Source organism: Agrobacterium vitis (assembly GCF_013426735.1).
In the GTDB taxonomy this organism is placed as follows: Bacteria; Pseudomonadota; Alphaproteobacteria; order Rhizobiales; family Rhizobiaceae; genus Allorhizobium; species Allorhizobium vitis_D.
In genome coordinates this window covers 70,183-89,033 of the sequence record NZ_AP023275.1, presented here as the reverse complement: position 1 = coordinate 89,033, position 18,851 = coordinate 70,183, and the positions used below count along the sequence as shown (strand labels likewise).

Annotated in this window: 12 protein-coding genes and 8 pseudogenes; 5 read left to right on the top strand and 15 right to left on the bottom strand. The window is 56.5% G+C overall.

Going from position 1 to position 18,851, the window contains the following annotated elements:
- Window positions 1-361: 361 nt before the first annotated feature.
- The gene (locus tag H1Y61_RS24445) at window positions 362-1,606 is read right to left on the bottom strand and encodes a type II toxin-antitoxin system HipA family toxin (protein WP_156557628.1); all 1,245 of its coding nucleotides are present in this window, start codon (window positions 1,604-1,606) and stop codon (window positions 362-364) included.
- Window positions 1,599-1,934, bottom strand: coding sequence for a helix-turn-helix domain-containing protein (locus H1Y61_RS24440; protein WP_012650504.1), 336 nt, complete (start codon window positions 1,932-1,934; stop codon window positions 1,599-1,601). The genes H1Y61_RS24445 and H1Y61_RS24440 overlap by 8 nt, the downstream gene beginning before the upstream one ends.
- Window positions 1,935-2,165: 231 nt before the next feature.
- On the opposite strand from H1Y61_RS24440, the pseudogene H1Y61_RS24435 reads away from it, so the two are divergent.
- A pseudogene (locus H1Y61_RS24435) lies at window positions 2,166-2,435 on the top strand (hypothetical protein); the annotation flags it as partial.
- On the opposite strand, the pseudogene H1Y61_RS24430 reads toward H1Y61_RS24435, so the two are convergent.
- Window positions 2,420-2,530, bottom strand: a pseudogene (locus H1Y61_RS24430) (IS6 family transposase); the annotation flags it as partial. The pseudogenes H1Y61_RS24435 and H1Y61_RS24430 overlap by 16 nt on opposite strands.
- A gap of 256 nt (window positions 2,531-2,786) precedes the next feature.
- On the bottom strand, window positions 2,787-3,719 hold the full coding sequence (locus H1Y61_RS24425; protein ID WP_156557631.1) for a DMT family transporter: 933 nt from the start codon (window positions 3,717-3,719) through the stop codon (window positions 2,787-2,789).
- Window positions 3,720-3,813: 94 nt separating this feature from the next.
- Here H1Y61_RS24425 and H1Y61_RS24420 point away from each other — a divergent pair, with 94 nt between their 5' ends.
- The gene (locus tag H1Y61_RS24420) at window positions 3,814-4,293 is read left to right on the top strand and encodes an Lrp/AsnC family transcriptional regulator (protein WP_180575613.1); all 480 of its coding nucleotides are present in this window, start codon (window positions 3,814-3,816) and stop codon (window positions 4,291-4,293) included.
- A gap of 251 nt (window positions 4,294-4,544) precedes the next feature.
- Here H1Y61_RS24420 and H1Y61_RS24415 read toward each other — a convergent pair whose 3' ends face one another.
- From H1Y61_RS24415 to H1Y61_RS24390, 6 genes and pseudogenes are all read right to left on the bottom strand, one after another.
- A complete protein-coding gene (locus H1Y61_RS24415; protein WP_156557634.1) occupies window positions 4,545-4,868 on the bottom strand; it encodes a helix-turn-helix domain-containing protein in 324 nt (107 codons plus the stop codon).
- Window positions 4,858-5,218 (bottom strand): annotated as a pseudogene (locus H1Y61_RS24410) (type II toxin-antitoxin system RelE/ParE family toxin). Before H1Y61_RS24410 ends, H1Y61_RS24415 begins: the two are co-directional and overlap by 11 nt.
- A gap of 50 nt (window positions 5,219-5,268) precedes the next feature.
- Window positions 5,269-5,529, bottom strand: a pseudogene (locus H1Y61_RS24405) (hypothetical protein); the annotation flags it as partial.
- A gap of 65 nt (window positions 5,530-5,594) precedes the next feature.
- Window positions 5,595-6,384, bottom strand: a pseudogene (locus H1Y61_RS24400) (IS6 family transposase).
- Window positions 6,385-6,445: 61 nt separating this feature from the next.
- A pseudogene (locus H1Y61_RS24395) lies at window positions 6,446-6,826 on the bottom strand (IS6 family transposase); the annotation flags it as partial.
- 171 nt (window positions 6,827-6,997) lie between these two features.
- A complete protein-coding gene (locus H1Y61_RS24390; RefSeq protein WP_156557637.1) occupies window positions 6,998-7,333 on the bottom strand; it encodes an ArsR/SmtB family transcription factor in 336 nt (111 codons plus the stop codon).
- 756 nt (window positions 7,334-8,089) lie between these two features.
- Between H1Y61_RS24390 and H1Y61_RS24385 the strand changes: the two genes are divergently transcribed.
- Entirely contained in the window at window positions 8,090-8,368 is a 279-nt protein-coding gene (locus H1Y61_RS24385; protein WP_156557640.1) for an HU family DNA-binding protein, read from the top strand.
- A 353-nt stretch (window positions 8,369-8,721) separates the two neighbouring features.
- Here H1Y61_RS24385 and H1Y61_RS24380 read toward each other — a convergent pair whose 3' ends face one another.
- Both H1Y61_RS24380 and H1Y61_RS24375 read right to left on the bottom strand, forming a co-directional pair.
- Entirely contained in the window at window positions 8,722-10,506 is a 1,785-nt protein-coding gene (locus H1Y61_RS24380; RefSeq protein ID WP_156557643.1) for a methyl-accepting chemotaxis protein, read from the bottom strand.
- A 196-nt stretch (window positions 10,507-10,702) separates the two neighbouring features.
- Window positions 10,703-11,419: an IS6 family transposase gene (locus tag H1Y61_RS24375; protein WP_180575598.1), complete on the bottom strand. Its 717-nt coding sequence runs from the start codon at window positions 11,417-11,419 to the stop codon at window positions 10,703-10,705.
- 50 nt (window positions 11,420-11,469) lie between these two features.
- Between H1Y61_RS24375 and H1Y61_RS24370 the strand changes: the two are divergent.
- Window positions 11,470-12,306 (top strand): annotated as a pseudogene (locus H1Y61_RS24370) (recombinase family protein); the annotation flags it as partial.
- A 27-nt stretch (window positions 12,307-12,333) separates the two neighbouring features.
- On the opposite strand, the pseudogene H1Y61_RS24365 reads toward H1Y61_RS24370, so the two are convergent.
- From H1Y61_RS24365 to H1Y61_RS24355, 3 genes and pseudogenes are all read right to left on the bottom strand, one after another.
- Window positions 12,334-12,725 (bottom strand): annotated as a pseudogene (locus tag H1Y61_RS24365) (IS66 family transposase); the annotation flags it as partial.
- A gap of 169 nt (window positions 12,726-12,894) precedes the next feature.
- Window positions 12,895-14,556: an alpha-amylase family protein gene (locus tag H1Y61_RS24360; protein WP_156557756.1), complete on the bottom strand. Its 1,662-nt coding sequence runs from the start codon at window positions 14,554-14,556 to the stop codon at window positions 12,895-12,897.
- Window positions 14,557-14,615: 59 nt separating this feature from the next.
- Window positions 14,616-15,593: a TIGR03885 family FMN-dependent LLM class oxidoreductase gene (locus tag H1Y61_RS24355; RefSeq protein WP_012648926.1), complete on the bottom strand. Its 978-nt coding sequence runs from the start codon at window positions 15,591-15,593 to the stop codon at window positions 14,616-14,618.
- Between the two features lie 526 nt (window positions 15,594-16,119).
- Here H1Y61_RS24355 and ligD point away from each other — a divergent pair.
- The gene (ligD, locus tag H1Y61_RS24350) at window positions 16,120-18,801 is read left to right on the top strand and encodes a DNA ligase D (protein WP_180575597.1); all 2,682 of its coding nucleotides are present in this window, start codon (window positions 16,120-16,122) and stop codon (window positions 18,799-18,801) included.
- Window positions 18,802-18,851 lie beyond the last annotated feature (50 nt).

Sequence of the window (18,851 nt, the reverse complement as noted above, 5' to 3'; positions counted from 1 at the left end):
CTTCAGTTGCAAAATCAGAAGCTTCATTGAGTTGCTCGACAGCCCTTGTGCATTCCGACGTAGGCAGCCTGAAAACGCTGTTTTGAAAACGGTTATTCGTACGAAGATCTGTCGAATTTAGAATTCTGGACTTACCTTCATGCCCATGCCGCATCCTACTACTGCCGCAATCCCGAAAGCCGTCAGAACCTCCGAGGTGATTGTACCGGTAACCTTGAGTGTTGGTTTCCACGCAGAACTCCGGTTAGGCAGATAAGGGGGGCTCAGTTCCGCGTGAAAACCAACAGGCTGCTCTTAGCGAAAAAAAACTCATGCCGAAACCGAGAATTCCATGCCTGCTCGCTGCACTTACATAATAAAACTAAGCAAGCGCTCGCTGTAGGTCCTCGTGCTCGAAGGCGCTGGCCATGCGATTGACTTCGCTATTCCGCGCGCCGATCGCCTTGGCCGTATCTCGCCAAGTAGAGGTAACGGTTGCGACCTCTTTGATAATGACGCGTGCCTGAGCCAGCGTGAGCGCAAAATATCCCGATGCAGCTTCCAGAAGATCAAGCGAGCACGTGCCTTCGTCAAGGTCGATATTGGTGGCCAGCACCCGTGCCTTGAGATCGGTTGGAACAGGATTGAGATCGTAGGCCGGCGACAGCGACCAGCCAGCTTTCCCCAACCATAAGAATCCGTGGTTGCGCAGGTGATCATCAACATTGGAGATCAGCACGTTGAAGACCACGCGCCGATAAAGAGCATGGGCGTCGCTCTTCCCTTGCGCCCCGTGCTCGGCGAGCGCATCGACAATTTCCGGATAACTGCCGCGCTCGCCATCCCTGGCGCCCATCATTGCCATCGCTGACAGAAATGGAACGCGGATGGCGCCGTTGCGGTCGAAGCGACGAGACAACATGACGGCTTTTCCGGCCACTTCGATAAGCTGGTGTTGCGGAGTGGCGATGCCGGCCTGGTCGGCGAGTCGGAGGGCGATCTCCTCCCAGGTCTCCATGCTGTACTCGTCGGTCTCTTTTGGAAACTTGGCGATGGAAAGATGGCCATGCTGATCGATGACAGATGCTTTCGGTCGAGCGCCGCCCAGTGACGAACCGGGAGCGAAAATGAGCTGGAGGTCCTCGTCAGTCTCTTCGTCACGCAAAATGCGCTCAGTAATCTGCAGAAGCCGACCAAGCTCGATGACGGCCGGAACGCCGGTCTGGATCGGAGCCTGGAAGACCTCCTCCCCGACCCACCGGAATCGAAGCGCGCCGAGACGGGTTTCGTCGGCGACGCCCAGCAGGTAGTCGCTTTCGGCGAGGGTGCGAACAGCTCGCGCCTCGCGTTCCGCACTGCGACGCTCGGCGCGCTGCATGAGCCGTCGTCCCCAGGTGTCGGGGGCGGAGTCGCCGATCGATCCGAACGTCGCCAATCCTGCCGGCGGAGCGAAGGCCCCACGGGTCAATGCAAGCGCGGGTTCCAGCGAGAAGCGATCAGGATCCTTCAGCCAGGCATCGTCATACTCGAACAGTATGGTCTCGGAGCCGCGGATGCGATTGCTCCTCGCAAGACCAATTCTACGAGTCTCTCCAGCAAGGTCGATATGAGCCTCGAAGTCAGTCATCGCGAGACGATCCCGACGCGGGCTTCAGGCGAACACGCTTCGGCAGATCCGCACTGGCAAGCGCCTGGCCGACGCTGTCGTTGCTGATGTCAGCAAGCTGGGTCAGCCCGTCGAGGAGACCGAGAGCTTGAAGGACGCCCGCATAGATTCCGATGCTGACATTCGTGTCGCCCGCCTCGATCTTTTGTAGCGTGGAGCGAGAGGTAAAGGCTCGCTCTGCCACGACTGCCATCGGCAACTTACGGCGGCGGCGAGCATCCTGGATATCCGCACCAAGCTTTCGCAAAGCCCGCCTGACAGCTGCCGATGGTTGATGGGGAGTGGGCATGTGGTCCCTTCGCGCTACAGAATTTAGCTTTATGTAGCACGAAGCTGACAATATTTCCAGTTAGGCATACCGCTTTGTTCGAAGGCATGGCCCATGCGTATAGATGCTTCACTGGGCCTTTAAGACATGCGTCACCTGAGTACCTGTTCGCTCTGGACGTTACATCCTTTGTTAAACGAGAGCTTCTATTTCGGCTCGTCCTCGGCATTGGGGCCGAGAAGGAATATTAGCATGCCAAAACAAGATATTGCCTCACGTCAGTTTCAACGAAAAATCTCGGAATTCTGTGAGGTGCGCATTGCACCGGCCACATCCAAACGGACCTTAGAGAATATCAAGCCCTACCTCGTCAGCCTGATCATTTATCGCAAGTCACCGCCCTTGCTGAATGGCCGCATCCACTGGGCGGCCATTGCGGATGCCTGCGGGATCGAAGAGGACCTGACCACGGAGCTGAAAAAGCAGCTCCGTCCCGGCCTCGACGCCATCATCCGCAGGCTCAGCGGAAACCGGAAATAGAGCCAAACGGCATGGGCAATCACCTCGGCTGGAAATCGATGGCGACGATAAAGAGGATCACGGGCAAATCTGGTCATGCCACAAGATCCCAAATGTTGATCGATGCCAGGTTAACTTTACAGTGCCATCGTGGGTAAGATTGATCAAATGCGACTACCGACACTGATGGAGGCTGGAGGGATCGCGGTGCTAACCGCAGGTGTCGTCATTGCGATCCGGGCGTTTAAAGATGCTGCTTTAGCCAAGCCCGTCGCTCCAAGTGCAGGCTCAGGCTTCCGAGGATGTCGAACCGAGTGCTCGAACGAGGATGAAGCCTGATCCAAAGCGCTGAAATCAGGCCCCGCTCATCCCGTTGCGGCAGCTTGAGGTGAAGAAGGCGATGGCGAGACAAACGCCTGCGATTTGCAGTCCTGCGCCTGTTGCCTCTGCCAATGTCGGCAGACGTGCCTCGAAGAGGAAGCCATAGCCAAGGCCGAAGACTGTCTCCGCGACGATCAATTGAGCGGCGAGCGACAGAGGCAGGCGGCGCGAAGCGACCACCCATAGCACGGTCGCCAGCCATGATCCGGCAAGGCCCATCAGCAGTGACCAGAGGATGAACGACTCGACCTGCGGCGGCGTGAACGCGGTCTGCGCGCCGAGCGATGTGAAGGGGAGCAACAGGATGCTACCGATCAGAGCGCCAATGCCCTGAACGCCCGTCCAGGCGAGACTGTCGGGCGCATTTCCGTCATTGCGCATGATCGCGGAGTTCGCCAGTCCATAGACGACCCAGACAGCGAGGGCCGCAAAGGACAGGCCCACGCCAAACAGAACTTTTGCCCGGCCTTCTAACGCCACATCTGCGAACGTGCCGAGATTGACGAAGGCGATGCCGCAGGCGATCAACAGCAGAGGGCTTGCCAGCCTGCGCCAGGCCAAGGCCTTATCGCTGAGATTGGCGATCAGTGGCAGGATTACCGGCACTAGTCCGGTGACGAGGGGCGGAATGGCCGGTCCGGAAAGACCGACAGCGAGGGCAGCACTGACGAAATATCCGACATAGCCAAGCCCGCCGAGCGCAAGACCGATGCACCATTGCCGCAGACTGAGCGCGACCGAGCGGAAGCGGGGACGCAGCATCAGCAGAAGCGAGACGAGGCCAAACAGGCCGTAGCGCGAAACGGTAAGATCGATGGGGGTAAAGGGCGCGACCGCGCGCGCGGCGACGAATGTGAGGCCCCAGAACGCGCAGGTGGCGAGCCCGAAGAGGATGCCGATGATCATGATGGAAAGCCTTGGAACGAGAGGTGTTCAGCATCGCCGGATCGTCGGCCGAAATCCATGGCGGATCGAAGGCGAAGCCGCTAATCTGAACTGCATGACGAAAGCAAAAGACGGCCATTCCCTTCGATCCGAAAACTCTGCTCTCGATGCCATCGACGCGCACCTGCTGACGGCGCTCGACGCGCAAGGCCGGTTGTCGATGAGCGAACTTGGTCGTTTGGTCGGCCTGTCGGCGCCGAGTGTGGCTGAGCGGGTTCGGCGTCTGGAGGCCACGGGCATTATCGCCGGCTTTACCGTGGAGACCGACACACGCGCGCTCGGCTATGCGATCCGGGCGCTGGTGCGCATCCGGCCGCTGCCGGGTAAGCTGCATCTGGTGGAAAAGCTCATTCAGGAGACGCCGGAGATCGTCGAATGCGACCGGATCACGGGAGAGGACCTGCTTCTGGCACGGCTGGTTGTGCGGTCTGTCGAGGAGATGGACGCGGTGCTAGAAGGGCTGTCCGACCATGCCGTCACCAGCACGGCGGTGATCAAGGGTCAGTCCGTCAAGCGCCGCTTGCCACCGCTGTAGGAGGCCCGATCGGATACGGTTATTCGCCAATGCGGTCGAACCCGAGTTCAAAACGATAGCGACCGCACTATGATATCGGGCGGGGTGAGAGGCTCCAGGCCACAAGGCGGCGTTCCGCCAAAGTTAGGCTAATGTCGGGGCTAAAGAGTTTTATGCGGACAGATGCTGTTGGGAGCAGGGCCGTTGGTTCGGCTCCTTTCAAGGCGAAAAAAGACAAAAATGGAATTCGCACCCGTCGAACGGAGTTTCCGTCACGCAAGCATCTGCAGTCCGTGCTTCTGCACAAGCGAAAGCAACTTTAGCGCGGGCCCGCTAGGCCGTTTGGCGCCGGTCTCCCATTTTTGCACCGTCGACTGGCTGGTGTTTAGATAGCGGGCGAAGACGGGCTGACTGACATGGTTCGTCTCCCGGAGCGCCTTGATCTCCTCAGGCGTAAGCTCCTGGGGGATAATTAGGCAATCTTCATCGAAGGTCCGCATCGTTTCCTTGTCGATGGTCGCAGCCGCATACATGCCTTCGACAGCACTATGGATTGCCTCGAAAGCATCGCTCTTGAACTTGCGATTAATCGCCATGGTCTATCTCCAATAGGGCACCGGTCTCGAGTTCCGCCTCGATGTCGGCTTGCGTCTTGCGGCGGTAGAGATCAGCAAGCTTCCGGAACGCTAGAAGCTCGTTGTCATCGATGTTTGGCCCGATCCTTCTTGGCAAAAAGATAGGCGAACACCCAGAACTCGCCGGCCTTGGCCAGAACGATTGAACGATGCATGTTGTCGTTGAGACGCTTCTTGAAAACGCCACCGCCAAGATCGTCGGCCTGTCCAACGGCTACCTGACGGATTGCCGTTGACAGCGCCTTGTCGGAGATGCGCGCTTTCTTTGCTGCCTTCGCGAACCATGCTGTTTTGAACACTCGTTCTGACATCAGCCTATATAGCACTAAGTGCTATATCCATCAAGATAGGAGGAGAGGAACTATGCCGCTTCCCGTACCTGATTCAGAATCCGGGCCGCAAGGGCAGCCTTGTCCTGCGGCAGAAACCGCCCATAGTGCTGCTGCACGACATCCGGGGTGTCCTGGATCGCATAGCTTGCCTGTTCGCAAGAGCCGGTCTGTTTGAGAATATGGGTTGCCAAAATGTCCCGAAGATTGTGAGGACCGTGCGGTAGTAGATCTTTGATGGCACCGCGGCCGGTGTAGGGATTATAGATCCCATAGCGCTGGATCACGGTTCGTCAAGCTTCGTAGGGCTCTGTTGCAAAGATTTCAAACGGCGAGGGAATTCCAGTATTCTCTGCTGTTAAGCGGTGCGAGCTTGGAGATTCTGGGCGAGCAGAGCTGCGGCTTCAGTCAGAGCGCTTGGTCCAAGCCCGAAAACCCGTTCAACGATGCGGGCCTCTCCGCGGATGTCTTTTGTAAGGTTGAAAATAGCTGCTTGACCCTTGCGTAACGCCCGCATGACCTCGAAACCTTTAATCGTCGCATAGGCCGTTTTCAGCGTCTTGAACCCTCTCACTGGCTTTATCAGTTATTTCAACTTGCCGTGATCGGCTTCAACGACATTGTTCAGGTATTTGACCTGTCGATGCACAAGCTCATCGGAACATTTGCCTTCAGCTTTCAATTGCGCGATGGCAATTCCATAGGTCGGGGCTTTGTCAGTGTTGATAACTCTTGGCTTTCCCAGTCTTTCAGACCATTCAGAGCCTTGCCGAGAAAGCGCTTGGCCGCTTTGGCATTGCGCGTCGGCAAAAGATAGAAATCGATCGTGTTCCCGAACTTGTCAACGGCGCGGTACAAGTATGTCCATTTGCCACGAACCTTCACATAGGTTTCATCGACCCGCCAGCTCGTTGATTGGCGCCGCCGCCAGTACCAACGCAGCCGCTTCTCGATTTCCGGGGCATATTTCTGGACCCAGCGATAAATCGTGGAATGATCAACGGCTACGCCCCGTTCGCCCATCATTTGCTCAAGGTCGCGGTAGATCACATCCCATAGCGGCAATACCAGCGAACTGCCCACAAGATCACCTCGCCCTGAAAATGACGCCACTTGCATCGCTCATCAAAAGTCTCGCTGAAAACTATCTCCCCTATTTCCAGCACAAAAGGAATCTTTGCAACAGAGCCATATAAACTTGCTCAATGATGGCTGAGATACTGTTTCGATCGTGCGGGCGAAGAAGGCGCTGGCTGCAGCCTCATCACGATGCTCGGACAGCATGAAATCAAGGGTTTTGCCGAATTTATCAACAGCGCGATAGGAATAGGTCCACTTGCCTTTGACCTGTATATAGGTTTCGTCCATTCGCCAGGAACGGCTGGTCACGGATTTGCGGGACTGGGCCTGGCAAGCAATAAGCGGCGAATATTTTACGACCCATCTGTTCAGCGTCGCGTGGTCAACGGCAACACCGCACTCGGCCAGAATCTCTTCCAGATCACAATAGGACAATGCATATCGGACGTAGAAAACCACCGCGTATAAAACCACGTCTTTAGGGTAGTGACTGCCTTTGAAATCGACCATCATCTGGAACTCAACATGCCTGCTCATCTTCAACGCAGATCTATGGCAAGATCCAATAAGGGGTCAACTTTCCGCACGATGGGCAAGCTTCTCGAACAAACCATCGCTTGGGTAGGAGAGACGAGGCTTCAAGTATCGAAAAAAGTACGCTTAGTCTGGCAGGGCACTATGTTAAGGCTTCGCTGCATTCGAAACATGCGTAGGATGAGGCCGATAGAACTCTGAGAGCATTGCCAAAACCCGCAGAACCGCGCTGGACTTGCAAATATAATAGACGGTGTGTCCCTCCCGGCGGGTCGACACAAGACCAGCCTGTCGCAATTTGGCGAGATGCTGTGACAACGCCGATTGGCTCAAGCCGACAAGTTCACTGAGCGGGCCGACGGAAACCTCTCTTTCAGCCAGAATAATCAGAATGTTAATGCGGGCAGGGTTCGCCATCGCTTGCAGGAGCGCTGCGCTCGTTTCCACGAAGTCCGGCTGCTCTGCTAGGGAGATATTGTTCATCGTGTACCTCGTGGTGGCTTGGGTCCAGGCATATGCCAAAACCAGCAAGAAAGCGCCAAAATATTGACAAATCAGGACCTTGTTGTCAGTGCATACATTCTATCATAGAGCGCTAATTCAGAAAGTTAAAATGTCCGCATACATCATGGAGGTGTCACAGCAGATTTGGCAGTGGTATCACTCGCGTTCAGGCTGGGTCGAAAGTACGTTCAGTGCTGACCTCAAATATTGGGCTGCAAGTTCATTGCCGCTTTCGTTAACAAGCGAAAGGACTGCACGGCAATATGCTTCCAAAGGGTTAAAGCCTACAGCAACGTGCGGCAGCGTGTCATCCATGACGGTACCAGAGACAATCGATGTGACGTTCTCCGTTGGAACTGTATCAGGTATGGCAATCGCTGCCGACCGTACTCTCATGTTCCGCTCAAGAGTGTCGTGAAAACTTCTTGCCCATTCCAGCACGATTTTTCGACTTCTTCCCCCAACATGTGCCCGACACCGAAGGGGTTGTGGATCACGCTGGAACGCCCTGCTACCACGGGGTGATTGACGGCCCTCGTTGTATTCGGCCGTACAGCGTCCTGGACCTGCCGCAGGTTGTCGATAAAAAGCGGTGCAATACCGCAAAAGTCCGCGAATCTAAATTTCCTGTGATTTTCGGACGATCTGCAGACGCGAGGTGCCTCACGCCCCTTTCCCCGCCGCATCTTCATTGTGATACTGGGAAGACACCGTACCCAAGGAAAATGTCTTTCCATGACCACCACAAACGAAATTGCTGACAAGATCGCATCCGAGCAGAGCCTAACAAAGGCGCAGGCCAAGACCATTGTCGAAAGCGTCTTTAAACATATCACTGATGCTGCTCTTGCCGGCGCGGAAACGTCGATTCCGTCGTTCGGCAAATTCAAAATCAAGGACACTCCGGAACGCCAAGGCCGCAATCCGGCCACGGGCGCAACGATCAAGATCGCCGCATCGAAGAAGCTGACCTTTACACCCGGCAAGGCCGTCAAGGATGCGCTGAACGCGTGAGGCGAAAAGGCTGCCGGCGGCGGTACGATGTAAGCCTCCTAGAAAGGAGGCTCCGCGCTGACGTTGCGCCCTGCTCGGTCGTGATAACTGCAAGCTCGGCCAGCGCCAGACCGAGTTCAGCCCCGATTTGGCGGCGTTCGCACCTGGTTGCCGGTTCGCGTGCTTCCAGTCGGAGTTCCTCGATATGCTGTTCGATTGAAATCGTCATCTCTATGAAACAGCGCCGAGGATGACCCACTCTCGGTGCGATTCTGCAGATAAAGTCAGGCGCTTCCCACCTTTTCGAACGGGTCACCCTTCTGTGCTGTTTCACATCCTGCCGCATTGAAATAGCGAAATTTCTTCAGAAACACTCACGAGGCAAGCTTCATCTTAGAAGAGCCTTTCGTCTGTTGATGAGCACGCTCGGGTTGGTAAATCGTATTCTTACCATACCCCCTGCTTTCCGGACCAAGCTTTGCTGCCTCTGAACCCGGTTCGCGAATCCACTCGCGACGGTTGAGCTTGAAGCGTTTAACAAGCGCTTCAAGCTCCGCAGCGCCGGATGCCACAGCTTCGGCAATGGTGCCCATGCTGCTCACCATGCCAGCATTTTGTTGAGTCATCTGGTCAAGGGAGTTCACAGCTGAGTTGATCTCATTGAGACTGGTCGACTGCTCTGACGATGCCAACGCGATACCATCGATGTTTGCATCTATCGACTGCACATAGCCTTCGATGCTCTTAAGGGCATCGCCCGTTTCGCCTACAAGGCGCACACCGTCCTTCACCGCATTTGAAGAATTGCCGATAAGAACGGCGATTTCTTTGGCGGCTTTGGTTGACCGCTGAGCAAGCTCTCGTACCTCTTGTGCTACAACCGCAAAGCCCTTGCCGGCGTCACCAGCGCGCGCTGCTTCAACACCGGCGTTCAGGGCGAGAAGATTTGTTTGAAATGAGATCTGGTCGATCACGTCAATAATGTTTGTGATTTCCCTCGACGCAGCCTCGATTCGCCCCATCGCATTCACGGTAGAATTGACGACTTGAACCGATTTTGAGGCGGCGGATCGAGCGTCTCGAACCAGGTCTCTTGCCTCGGCTGTTCTCCCAACGGACTCACGAACAGTAACAGTTATTTCTTCCAGTGCAGCCGAGGTTTCTTCCAGTGCTGCTGCTTGCTGCTCCGAGCGGTGGGCAATGCCGTTTGCGCTCTCGCTCATGTCTCCACTTTTTGAAGAGAGCATGGTGGTCTGTGACAAAACGTCTTCCAGCGTCTCCTGGAATTTGGCGAGCGACTCGTTGAAGTCATGACGCAGGTGTTCGAATTCTTCAACAAAGGGTTCGTCGATAGTAACACGTATATTGCAGTCTGAAAGGCGCTCGAGCCCCGATCCAATCTTTTGCAGCGCCAAGACGCGCCCGGATACATCGGTCGCAAATTTCACGACCTTGAAGACGTTGCCGTCCTCGTCCAAGATCGGGTTATAGGTTGCCTGTATATAGACTGGGCTACCATCTTTGCGGATGCGCTTGAACTCATCGCTATAGTATTCGCCTTTGGCAAGCCTCGTCCAGAATTCCGAATATTCGCGCGATGCCACGAAATCGGGTTCGCAGAATATTCCATGATGCTTGCCAACAATCTCCTCAAGCGTGTAACCGAGTGTCTCGAGGAAATTCTTATTGGCTGTCAGGATTTTGCCGTCGGGCATGAACTCGATAATCGCCTGGGCGCGCGAAAGCGCATCAAGCTTACCTTTACTCTCCAGGCTTTCGTGTTTTGAAGCGGTTATCTCAGTTGCAATTTTGACCACCTTGACCACCTTGCCACCGCGAATGACGGGGTTATAGGACGCCTCGATCCAGATTTCCTTTCCACCTTTGCCAATGCGCTTGTACTGACGCTGGTCGTACTCGCCGCTGGCCAGTCGTTTCCAGAAGGCCTTGTATTCGGGCAACTGAGCCTCTTTTGGGTCAACGAACATGCGATGATTCTTGCCAACGATCTCTTCGCGGGTATAGCCGATCGCCTTGCAGAAATTCTGGTTGGCATCGAGGATCTTGCCATCCGGCGTAAAGGAAATGATCGCCTGAGAGCGATCGAATGCCTTCATGATATAAGCGAGATCGTTACCAAAAATCGATAGAAGTCGCATTCAATGCCTCATGAATGGCCGAATTAGTGATGCGCTTAAGTTAGCTATAGACACATTAACAACAGGTAATTTAATGCCCATTTTTTGCTGAATTGTATTTTGCCAAATTTATCTAAGGTTGCTGATGTGCTCTGGAGTACAAATGGCAATGTAAACTTAGCGCTTCGCAGTCATGATTTGGGGTTGAGGTTCTGGTTTAGGCGGCTTGAATGCCAGCGATTTGGTACCATGTTTGCATGGCTGTTTCTCGCAATTCGCGATGATGGGTGGATGGAATGTCGTGGCGGGGAACGTGAAAGAGGTTGGCAATCGGATCGTGGATGGAAACGAACCGTTGAAGGTGCCTCGCTGACTTGAAGCGCCTCATAATCCTTTCACGCCGTCGGACAGGCTGATGAGAATTCTCGGCCCGATTGTTCAGGCCCTTGTGCGAGCGATGTTCGATACCGGGCATGATATCACGCTTCGCCGCACCGTAGGATCGAAGCTTGTCGGTGATTATCACACGCGGCGCACGGCATTGCCCTTTCAGAAGCTTTCGCATCAAACGCTTTGCCGCCTTGGCATCGCGGCGGCTTTGCAACAGCACGTCGAGAACAAAACCGTCCTGATCGACGGCGCGCCAGAGCCAATGTTTCTTGCCGGCGATCGTGATGACAATCTCGTCGAAGTGCCAGTTGTCACCGAGCCTGCCGGCAGATCGCTTGCGGATATCATTGGCAAAATGTCTACCGAACTTCTCCGCCCAGAGCCTCACGGTTTGGTGAGAGACGATGAGGCCACGGGCAGCCAGCATATCCTCGACCATCCGCAGGCTCAGCGGAAACCGGAAATAGAGCCAAACGGCATGGGCAATCACCTCGGCTGGAAATCGATGGCGACGATAAAGAGGATCACGGGCAAATCTGGTCATGCCACAAGATCCCAAATGTTGATCGATGCCAGGTTAACTTTACAGTGCCACAGCGCCACATTCACGACCTAGAACTGCGGCAGGACCGCTACGAGGCAAGCCTTGCCGAGCGGCGTTATGCGGCATGCGATCCAGGCAATCGCTTGATTGCTGCACAGCTAGAGAAGAATTGGGAAACGGCGCTCCGCCGCGTTCGTGATCTGGAAGTGCGCAAACCTGCAGATTGCCCCTCAACCATAGAAGTTGACCCAGGCAATTTCGTAAACCTCGCTGACAATCTGCAAGCGGCCTCGTCGACGCCCGATGTCACCATGCGCGTGCGCCAGCAACTGCTACGTACACTGATCGCCGACATTGTGGTCGATGTTGATGATGCGGTGCGCGACGTGGTGCTCACGATCCATTGGAAGGGCGGTCAGCACTCGGAGCTGAGAGTTCGCAAGCCTCAGAGCGGTGAACATGGGTGCGCCACAACGGAAGACGCCTTGGCGGTGATGCGGAGCATGGTTGGACGCTGGTCCGATGAACATATCGCCGCGTCGCTCAATCGAATGGGCATGCCGACCGGGCAAGGAAAAACCTGGACCGCGCACCGTGTCGCTTCGGTGAGGCGCGTACGCGCCATCCACGCATACAAATCAGCCGACAAAGACGGCGACTGGCTGACCATGACCGAGGCTGCGGCGGCTTTGGGCGTGACCAACCACCGGATACGACACTTGATCAAGACGAGGGTGTTGTCTGCCGAGCAGGTGGTTCCCGGCGCACCGTATCAAATCCGGGCCAGTGACCTCAATTCTGCGACCGTCCGAGCCGCGATAGCGCGAAAGGGTCGCCCGTGTCGCATTGCTGATGCGGAGACGATTCCAATGTTTACCGATACTTAGAGAAGGATTGCACAATGACTCAGGTCCGCCAAGGGGCCTGATGGTCCGCTCGACGCTGTTGTCGATTTCGACCCGGCCATCGTCGATGTAGACGCTCAAGGCTGCCCATCGAGAGAGGGCATATCGCATTGCCTCGGCCAGCTTCTACTTCTGCGGCAACGTCGAAAGCGTAGCCTCAATCCAGCCCTTCAGGTCCGATAGAATGGGCTTGGCGTGATCCTTGCGCAGTTTGCGTCGCTCGTCGGCCGGCATGCCGCGGATGCGATCCTCGATATCGTAGAGCGCACCGATGCGTGACAGCCCTTCGTCAGCGATCGGAGATGGCTTCAGCTTGACCACATCATGGAACTTGCGGCGCACATGCGCCATGCAGGCGGCCTCGATGATCTGTTACCGTAGAGCTTCTTGTAGACCTGGTACACGGTCGCGGTGTGCCACCACTTGATATCGGGAACCGGATTGTCGGGAGCAACTACAGGCATTGCGGATCTCGCTGATTTGAGTCGGCTGGCGGAATGACGGACGGCAAGAGACGCCGCTTCGCCTATCGGGCAACGGGTGGAGCAAAGCCGAGGTTCCGGTGCGGGATCAGATGTCGCTTCTCTTGAGCAGGTAATCGAGCCCGCCGGCGCGGTACCAGCGATAACCGAATGGCTCGATCACCATGTTATGCCGGCCTTTCTCGTCCGCGCTGCTGTCGCTGCCGTCGGCGATGTCGATCAGGACGCGTCCACTCTCACCTACGCCGGGATCGAACGAGATATCGACTGGCTTGTCGTGGAGATTGTGGATGATGACGACGGCGTTGTGGCGCCAGTCGTAGCGCATCGCCAGGACACCGGTATCGCCGCAGTCCAGAACGCTGAAACTTCCCCATCCGATTTCAGGGGCTTCCTTTCGCATACGGATCATCCGCTCGGTCCAGTTCAGCATCGATTCCGCGTCCCGCCGCTGTGCCGCGACATTGACATGTTCGAACCCATAGGGACCTCCTTCGATGACGGGCAAGACGGGTTTTTCCGCCTTGGTGAAGCCGCCATGCGGCTCGGTCGACCATTGCATAGGCGTGCGGGCGCAGTTGCGCTCCTCCAATGCTAGGTCGTCTCCCATGCCGATCTCGTCACCATATCGCAGGACCGGGGTGCCCGGCAGCGAATACATCAGGCTATAAGCAAGCCTGAGACGCCTGGTATCGCCGCCCAGCATCGGCGCTAGGCGACGCCGTATCCCCCGATCATAGAGCTGCATGTCCTTGTCTGGACCGAAGGCGGAAAACACGGCTTGCCGCTGTTTTTCCGTCAGCCGGCCAAGATCGAGTTCGTCGTGGTTGCGCAGGAATATTCCCCATTGCCCCGTTTGCGGTCGCTCCCGGGTCTCGTTCATCGCCTTGTCAAGGGGCCGGGTATCGGCGCTAGCGAGCGCGTAGAACAGAGCCTGGTTGACGTGGAAATTGAACATCATCTGCATACGATCGCCGTCGTCGCCGAAATACTGCAGGTTCTCCTTGGGCACGACATTGGCCTCCGCAAGGATGATGCTGTCACCCTTGCGCCACTGCAGGAACTCGCGGAAACTGCGCAACAGATCGAACTGCGGCTTCGATTCCTTCACATCTGCACCCTTTTCGGCAATCACGAAGGGAACGGCGTCCATGCGAAAACCCGATACGCCGAGCTGTATCCAGAAACCCATGATCTTGAGGATTTCCGCCTGGACATGTGGATTGCCGGTGTTGAGATCCGGCTGGAATTTGAAGAAACGGTGAAAATAGTATTCGCCGGACTTTTCGTCCCGTGTCCATGTGGTCTTTTGTACACCAGGAAAGACCATGCCCTCGTCGGCATTTTCCGGCTTCTTCTCAGACCATACGTACCAGTCCCTGTATCGGGAATTCTTGTCGGCGCAGGCCTGTTTGAACCAGGGATGCTGATCGGACGTATGATTGACGACGAGGTCGATCAGCACCCGTATACCGCGTTGCTTTGCGCTATGGGTGAATTCGACGAAGTCGCCGAGGGTGCCGTATCTGGGATCGATGTTGTAATAGTCGGAGACATCGTAGCCATCATCGAGACCCGGAGAGGCCTGAAACGGCATCAGCCAGATGGCATTGACGCCCAGACCGGCCAGATAATCCAACCGCCGTTGCAGCCCCTGAAAATCGCCCACTCCATCGCCGTTGGCATCCATGAAGGTCTCGACGGACAGGCAGTAGACGACAGCGTTCTTGTACCAGAGGTCGTTGATCAAGCTGCTTTCCTTTCCGGTAATAAAGCCCAGGCGCTCAGCGCGACGATAATTCGTGCATGTCAGGTTTCGGATACGCGCAGTGCGGGGAGGACCTGACGTTTCATGAAATTGATAAAACCTATCTGGTCACGAGAGACGTTATGGATGAACATCTCCTCAAATCCGCAGTCTTTTGCCACGAAGATCAGCTCGAATAGCCTATCCGGACCCGTGACAAGCGGAATGACCTCATCGATGTCCTCGGGCTTGACGTGCCGCGTTGCCCTCTCGAAATCCTTGGGCATCGGAAGATCCGCCAAGGCAGCGGGCGGCAAAGTTGCGTTCCGCCATTCTTCAAAAGCTGCTGCTCTCGCCTGGGCCTCGGTTTGCGCCCAGGAAACTTGTACCTGCAATGCAAGCGGCTTGCCCTGCCCGCCACCATGGCGGTAAACGTCCCTCATCTCATCAAGCTTCTGCTTCGGTTTGTTGACCGTAACCAGTCCGTCGGACCATTCGCCCGCCCATTGTGCTGTCTCGTTGGACAATGCCGCGGCAAACAGGGCTGGTGGCGTAGCTGGCAGTGACCAGAGCCGCGCCTTGTCGACCGTAAACCAGCGATCATGCCGGTCCACCTCTTCGCCGCGCAGAAGGGCGCGGATAATCTCGGTGCCTGCGAGTAAGCGCGCATTGCGTTCTGCCTTTGCAGGCCATTTGCCGCCGACGACATGTTCGTTGAGAGCCTCCCCGCTCCCCATCGCGATCCAGCGCAATCGGCCGGGAAACATTTCGCTGATCGTTCCGACAAGATGTGCAAGGACCGTCGGGTGATAGCGCAAGCCGCCTGGGATCGCTAGACTGCCGAACGGGAGCGACGTTTTGGCCATGGCTGCACCAAGCCACGCCCAGTTGTTCCCGGAATTACCCTGACGGCTCAACCATGGGGCGATGTGATCAGAAGTCATGATGGCTTGAAAACCAGCATCCTGCGCAGCTTGCACATATGATAATAGATCGCTGGGCGCAAACTGCTCATGAGATGCATGGTATCCGATGATCATGCGCAGCTTCCTGTCATTCTCGCTCGACGTGGGTTTGGCCGATTGCATGGGGGTTACGAGCACCCGCGAGGCATCCACCAAAAACGAGAACGCGCTGCGTAGTTCGATGGTTCCCTGTCAACGGGGTGAGTGTGGCCTTGGGCCTGCTGAGCGAGATGTTTTTTTGCTGCCCAACCGCGATCCCACCGTGGGCCGCGGGCTTAATCGGTAGTTACCCAATCGTGAGCCGAATAACCGTATCGTCTATCAACTCAGCACGTTACTGCGCCTAACGACCTTGTATAGAGATAAGCGACTTGAAGAGATCAGAACCGTCGACATGTTATCTACTGACCTAAGAGAGCGGGCATCTCGGCAGCTTCGGAAGGCACCGGTAGAGTTGGGTGTAGCTTCCACATTCGTTGAATGACGCTAACAATTGGGATCTTGCTACCCCTTCCGATGAATGCACAGCTTTTGCGAGACGAGAGGTGGAACAAACGCCGCACGGACAACATTTGCATTGCAAATCAACCGTGAGACGCCGATGCCCGATAATCTCTCGAAATACCGCGAGAAACGCGACTTCAAGAAAACCGCCGAGCCCAGCGGTGAAGTCGGGGTGAAGTCATCGAACCGCCGTCGCTTCGTCATCCAGAAGCACGACGCTACACGGCTCCATTACGATCTTCGGATCGAGATGGATGGTGTTTTCAAATCCTGGGCGGTCACCAAAGGTCCATCACTCGATCCACATGACAAGAGATTGGCGGTCGAGGTCGAAGATCACCCGCTCGACTATGGCGACTTCGAAGGCACCATCCCCAAGGGTCAATACGGTGGCGGAACCGTCATGCTCTGGGACCGGGGATATTGGGAACCCGAGGGAAACAAAACGGCGGAACAAGGCCTGGCCAAGGGCGATTTCAAATTCACGCTCGAAGGCGAGCGCCTGCACGGTAGTTTTGTGCTCGTCCGGATGCGCGGACGCGAGGGCGAGAAGCGCACCAATTGGCTCCTGATTAAGCACCACGACGACCATGCGGTTGAGGAGAACGGCGCAGCCATCCTGGAGGAGAACGACACCTCCGTTGCGTCCGGTCGCACGATGGAGGCGATCGCGTCGGGAAAGGGCCGCAAGCCGAAACCTTTCATGACGCAGGGCTCTGTCGTCGAGGCTGATGCTGTCTGGGATAGCACCGAGGGCCTGGCCGCCGACGAGCGAAAGGCCGGAACGAAGACGAAGGCAAAGCCGACCAAGAAAGGCGCCGCTGCTGCAAAGCAGCCGAACACCGGTATGCCGGAATTCGTGCCACCGCAGCTTTGCGAAACGCTCTCCCGCCCGCCTTCTGCCGAGGGATGGATCCACGAAGTCAAGTTCGATGGCTACCGGATCCAGATGCGGGTGGTGGATGGCAATGTCACCCTGAAAACCCGCAAAGGCCTGGACTGGACTGCGAAATGGCCCGCTATCGCCAAGGCTGCCTCGTCACTTCCCGATTGTATTATCGACGGAGAGATCTGCGCTCTCGACAATCATGGTGCGCCGGACTTCGCCGCCCTTCAGGCAGCACTTTCGGAAGGAAAGACCGATGACCTCGTCTTCTTCGGTTTCGATCTGCTATTCGAAGGTGAGGAAGATCTCCGCGAAGCTCCGCTCACCGAGCGCAAAGAACGATTGTCGGCAATGCTGTCCGATGCGGGTGACGATCCGCGTCTGAGGTTCGTCGAGCATTTCGAGACAGGCGGAGACGCCGTGCTGAAGTCGGCGTGCCGACTTTCGCTGGAAGGCATCGTGTCGAAAAAGGGCGATGCACCATACCAATCCGGCCGGAGTGACACCTGGACGAAATCCAAGTGCCGGGCCGGGCACGAGGTGGTCATCGGAGCCTATGCCACGACCAACGGTGCCTTCCGATCGCTGCTGGTCGGTGTCTATCGGGGCGACCATTTCGTCTATGTCGGACGGGTGGGAACGGGCTATGGAGCGAAGGTCGTCGACCAGATCCTACCGAAGCTTCAAGCGTTGGAAGCGTCGAAATCGCCGTTCACCGGAATAGGCGCCCCAAAAAAAGCCGCCGAGATCGTATGGCTGAAGCCGGAACTGGTAGCCGAGATCGAATTCGCCGGCTGGACGGCTGATGGGCAAGTGCGCCAGGCTGCGTTCAAGGGGCTGCGAGAGGATAAGCCCGCAAAAGAAGTCGAGGCCGAGAAGCCGGCAGAACCTGCCGAAGTCGATACGCCCGACCCGGAAACCGCTCGCAAGCCGGCCCCGACGCCGACGACATCTTCCCGTCTTCGCAAGGGTGCAAAGGTCGACGTCATGGGCGTCCTGGTCTCCAGCCCGGACAAGGAGTTGTGGCCTGACGCACTTGATGGCGAACCCGTAACGAAAGTGGACCTCGCTCACTATTATGAGGCAGTCGGGCCTTGGCTCATCGATCATATCCAGGGCCGGCCGTGCTCAATCATTCGCACGCCTGACGGTATTGGCGGGGAGCAGTTCTTCCAAAGGCATGCGATGCAGGGGACATCAAACCTGATCGAACAGGTGAAAGTCTCAGGCGACAAGCAGCCGTACCTCCAGATCGGCCGCGTCGAGGGTTTGGCCGCGATCGCACAGATCGGCGGCGCCGAGCTACATCCGTGGAACTGCGAACCCTATCAGCCTGAAGTCCCCGGTCGTCTCGTCTTCGATCTGGACCCAGGCCCGGATGTCGACTTTGCGACAGTGGTAGAAGGTGCACGAGAAATCAGGGATCGGCTTGAAGAGCTGGGTCTGGTCAGCTTCTGCAAGACGACGGGCGGCAAAGGGCTCCATGTTGTAACGCCGCTCGCTGTTTCGAAGGGCAAGAAGCTGAGCTGGGACGAAGGCAAGGCTTTCGCGCACGACGTGTGTCTGCAGATGGCCCGCGACAATCCCGAGCTTTACCTGACCAAGATGTCCAAGGCGCAGCGTGAAGGCCGTATCTTCCTGGATTATCTGAGAAACGACCGCACCTCGACGGCGGTGGCTCCCCTGTCGCCCCGTGCCCGGCCGGGAGCAACCGTCTCGATGCCCTTGAACTGGGCTCAAGTAAAAAAAGGCCTCGATCCGAAGCGGTTCACAATTCGCACGGTGCCTGGACTTCTGAAGGATAATACGGCGTGGCAGGACTATTGCGATGGTCAAAGGCCGCTAGAGCAGGCGATCAAGCGCTTGGAGAAACTTATGAGGCGGGCTGCGTAACCATACATTGCCCGCTTCAAGAAGCCATTAGGTGGCGTCGCCGCCGCTCA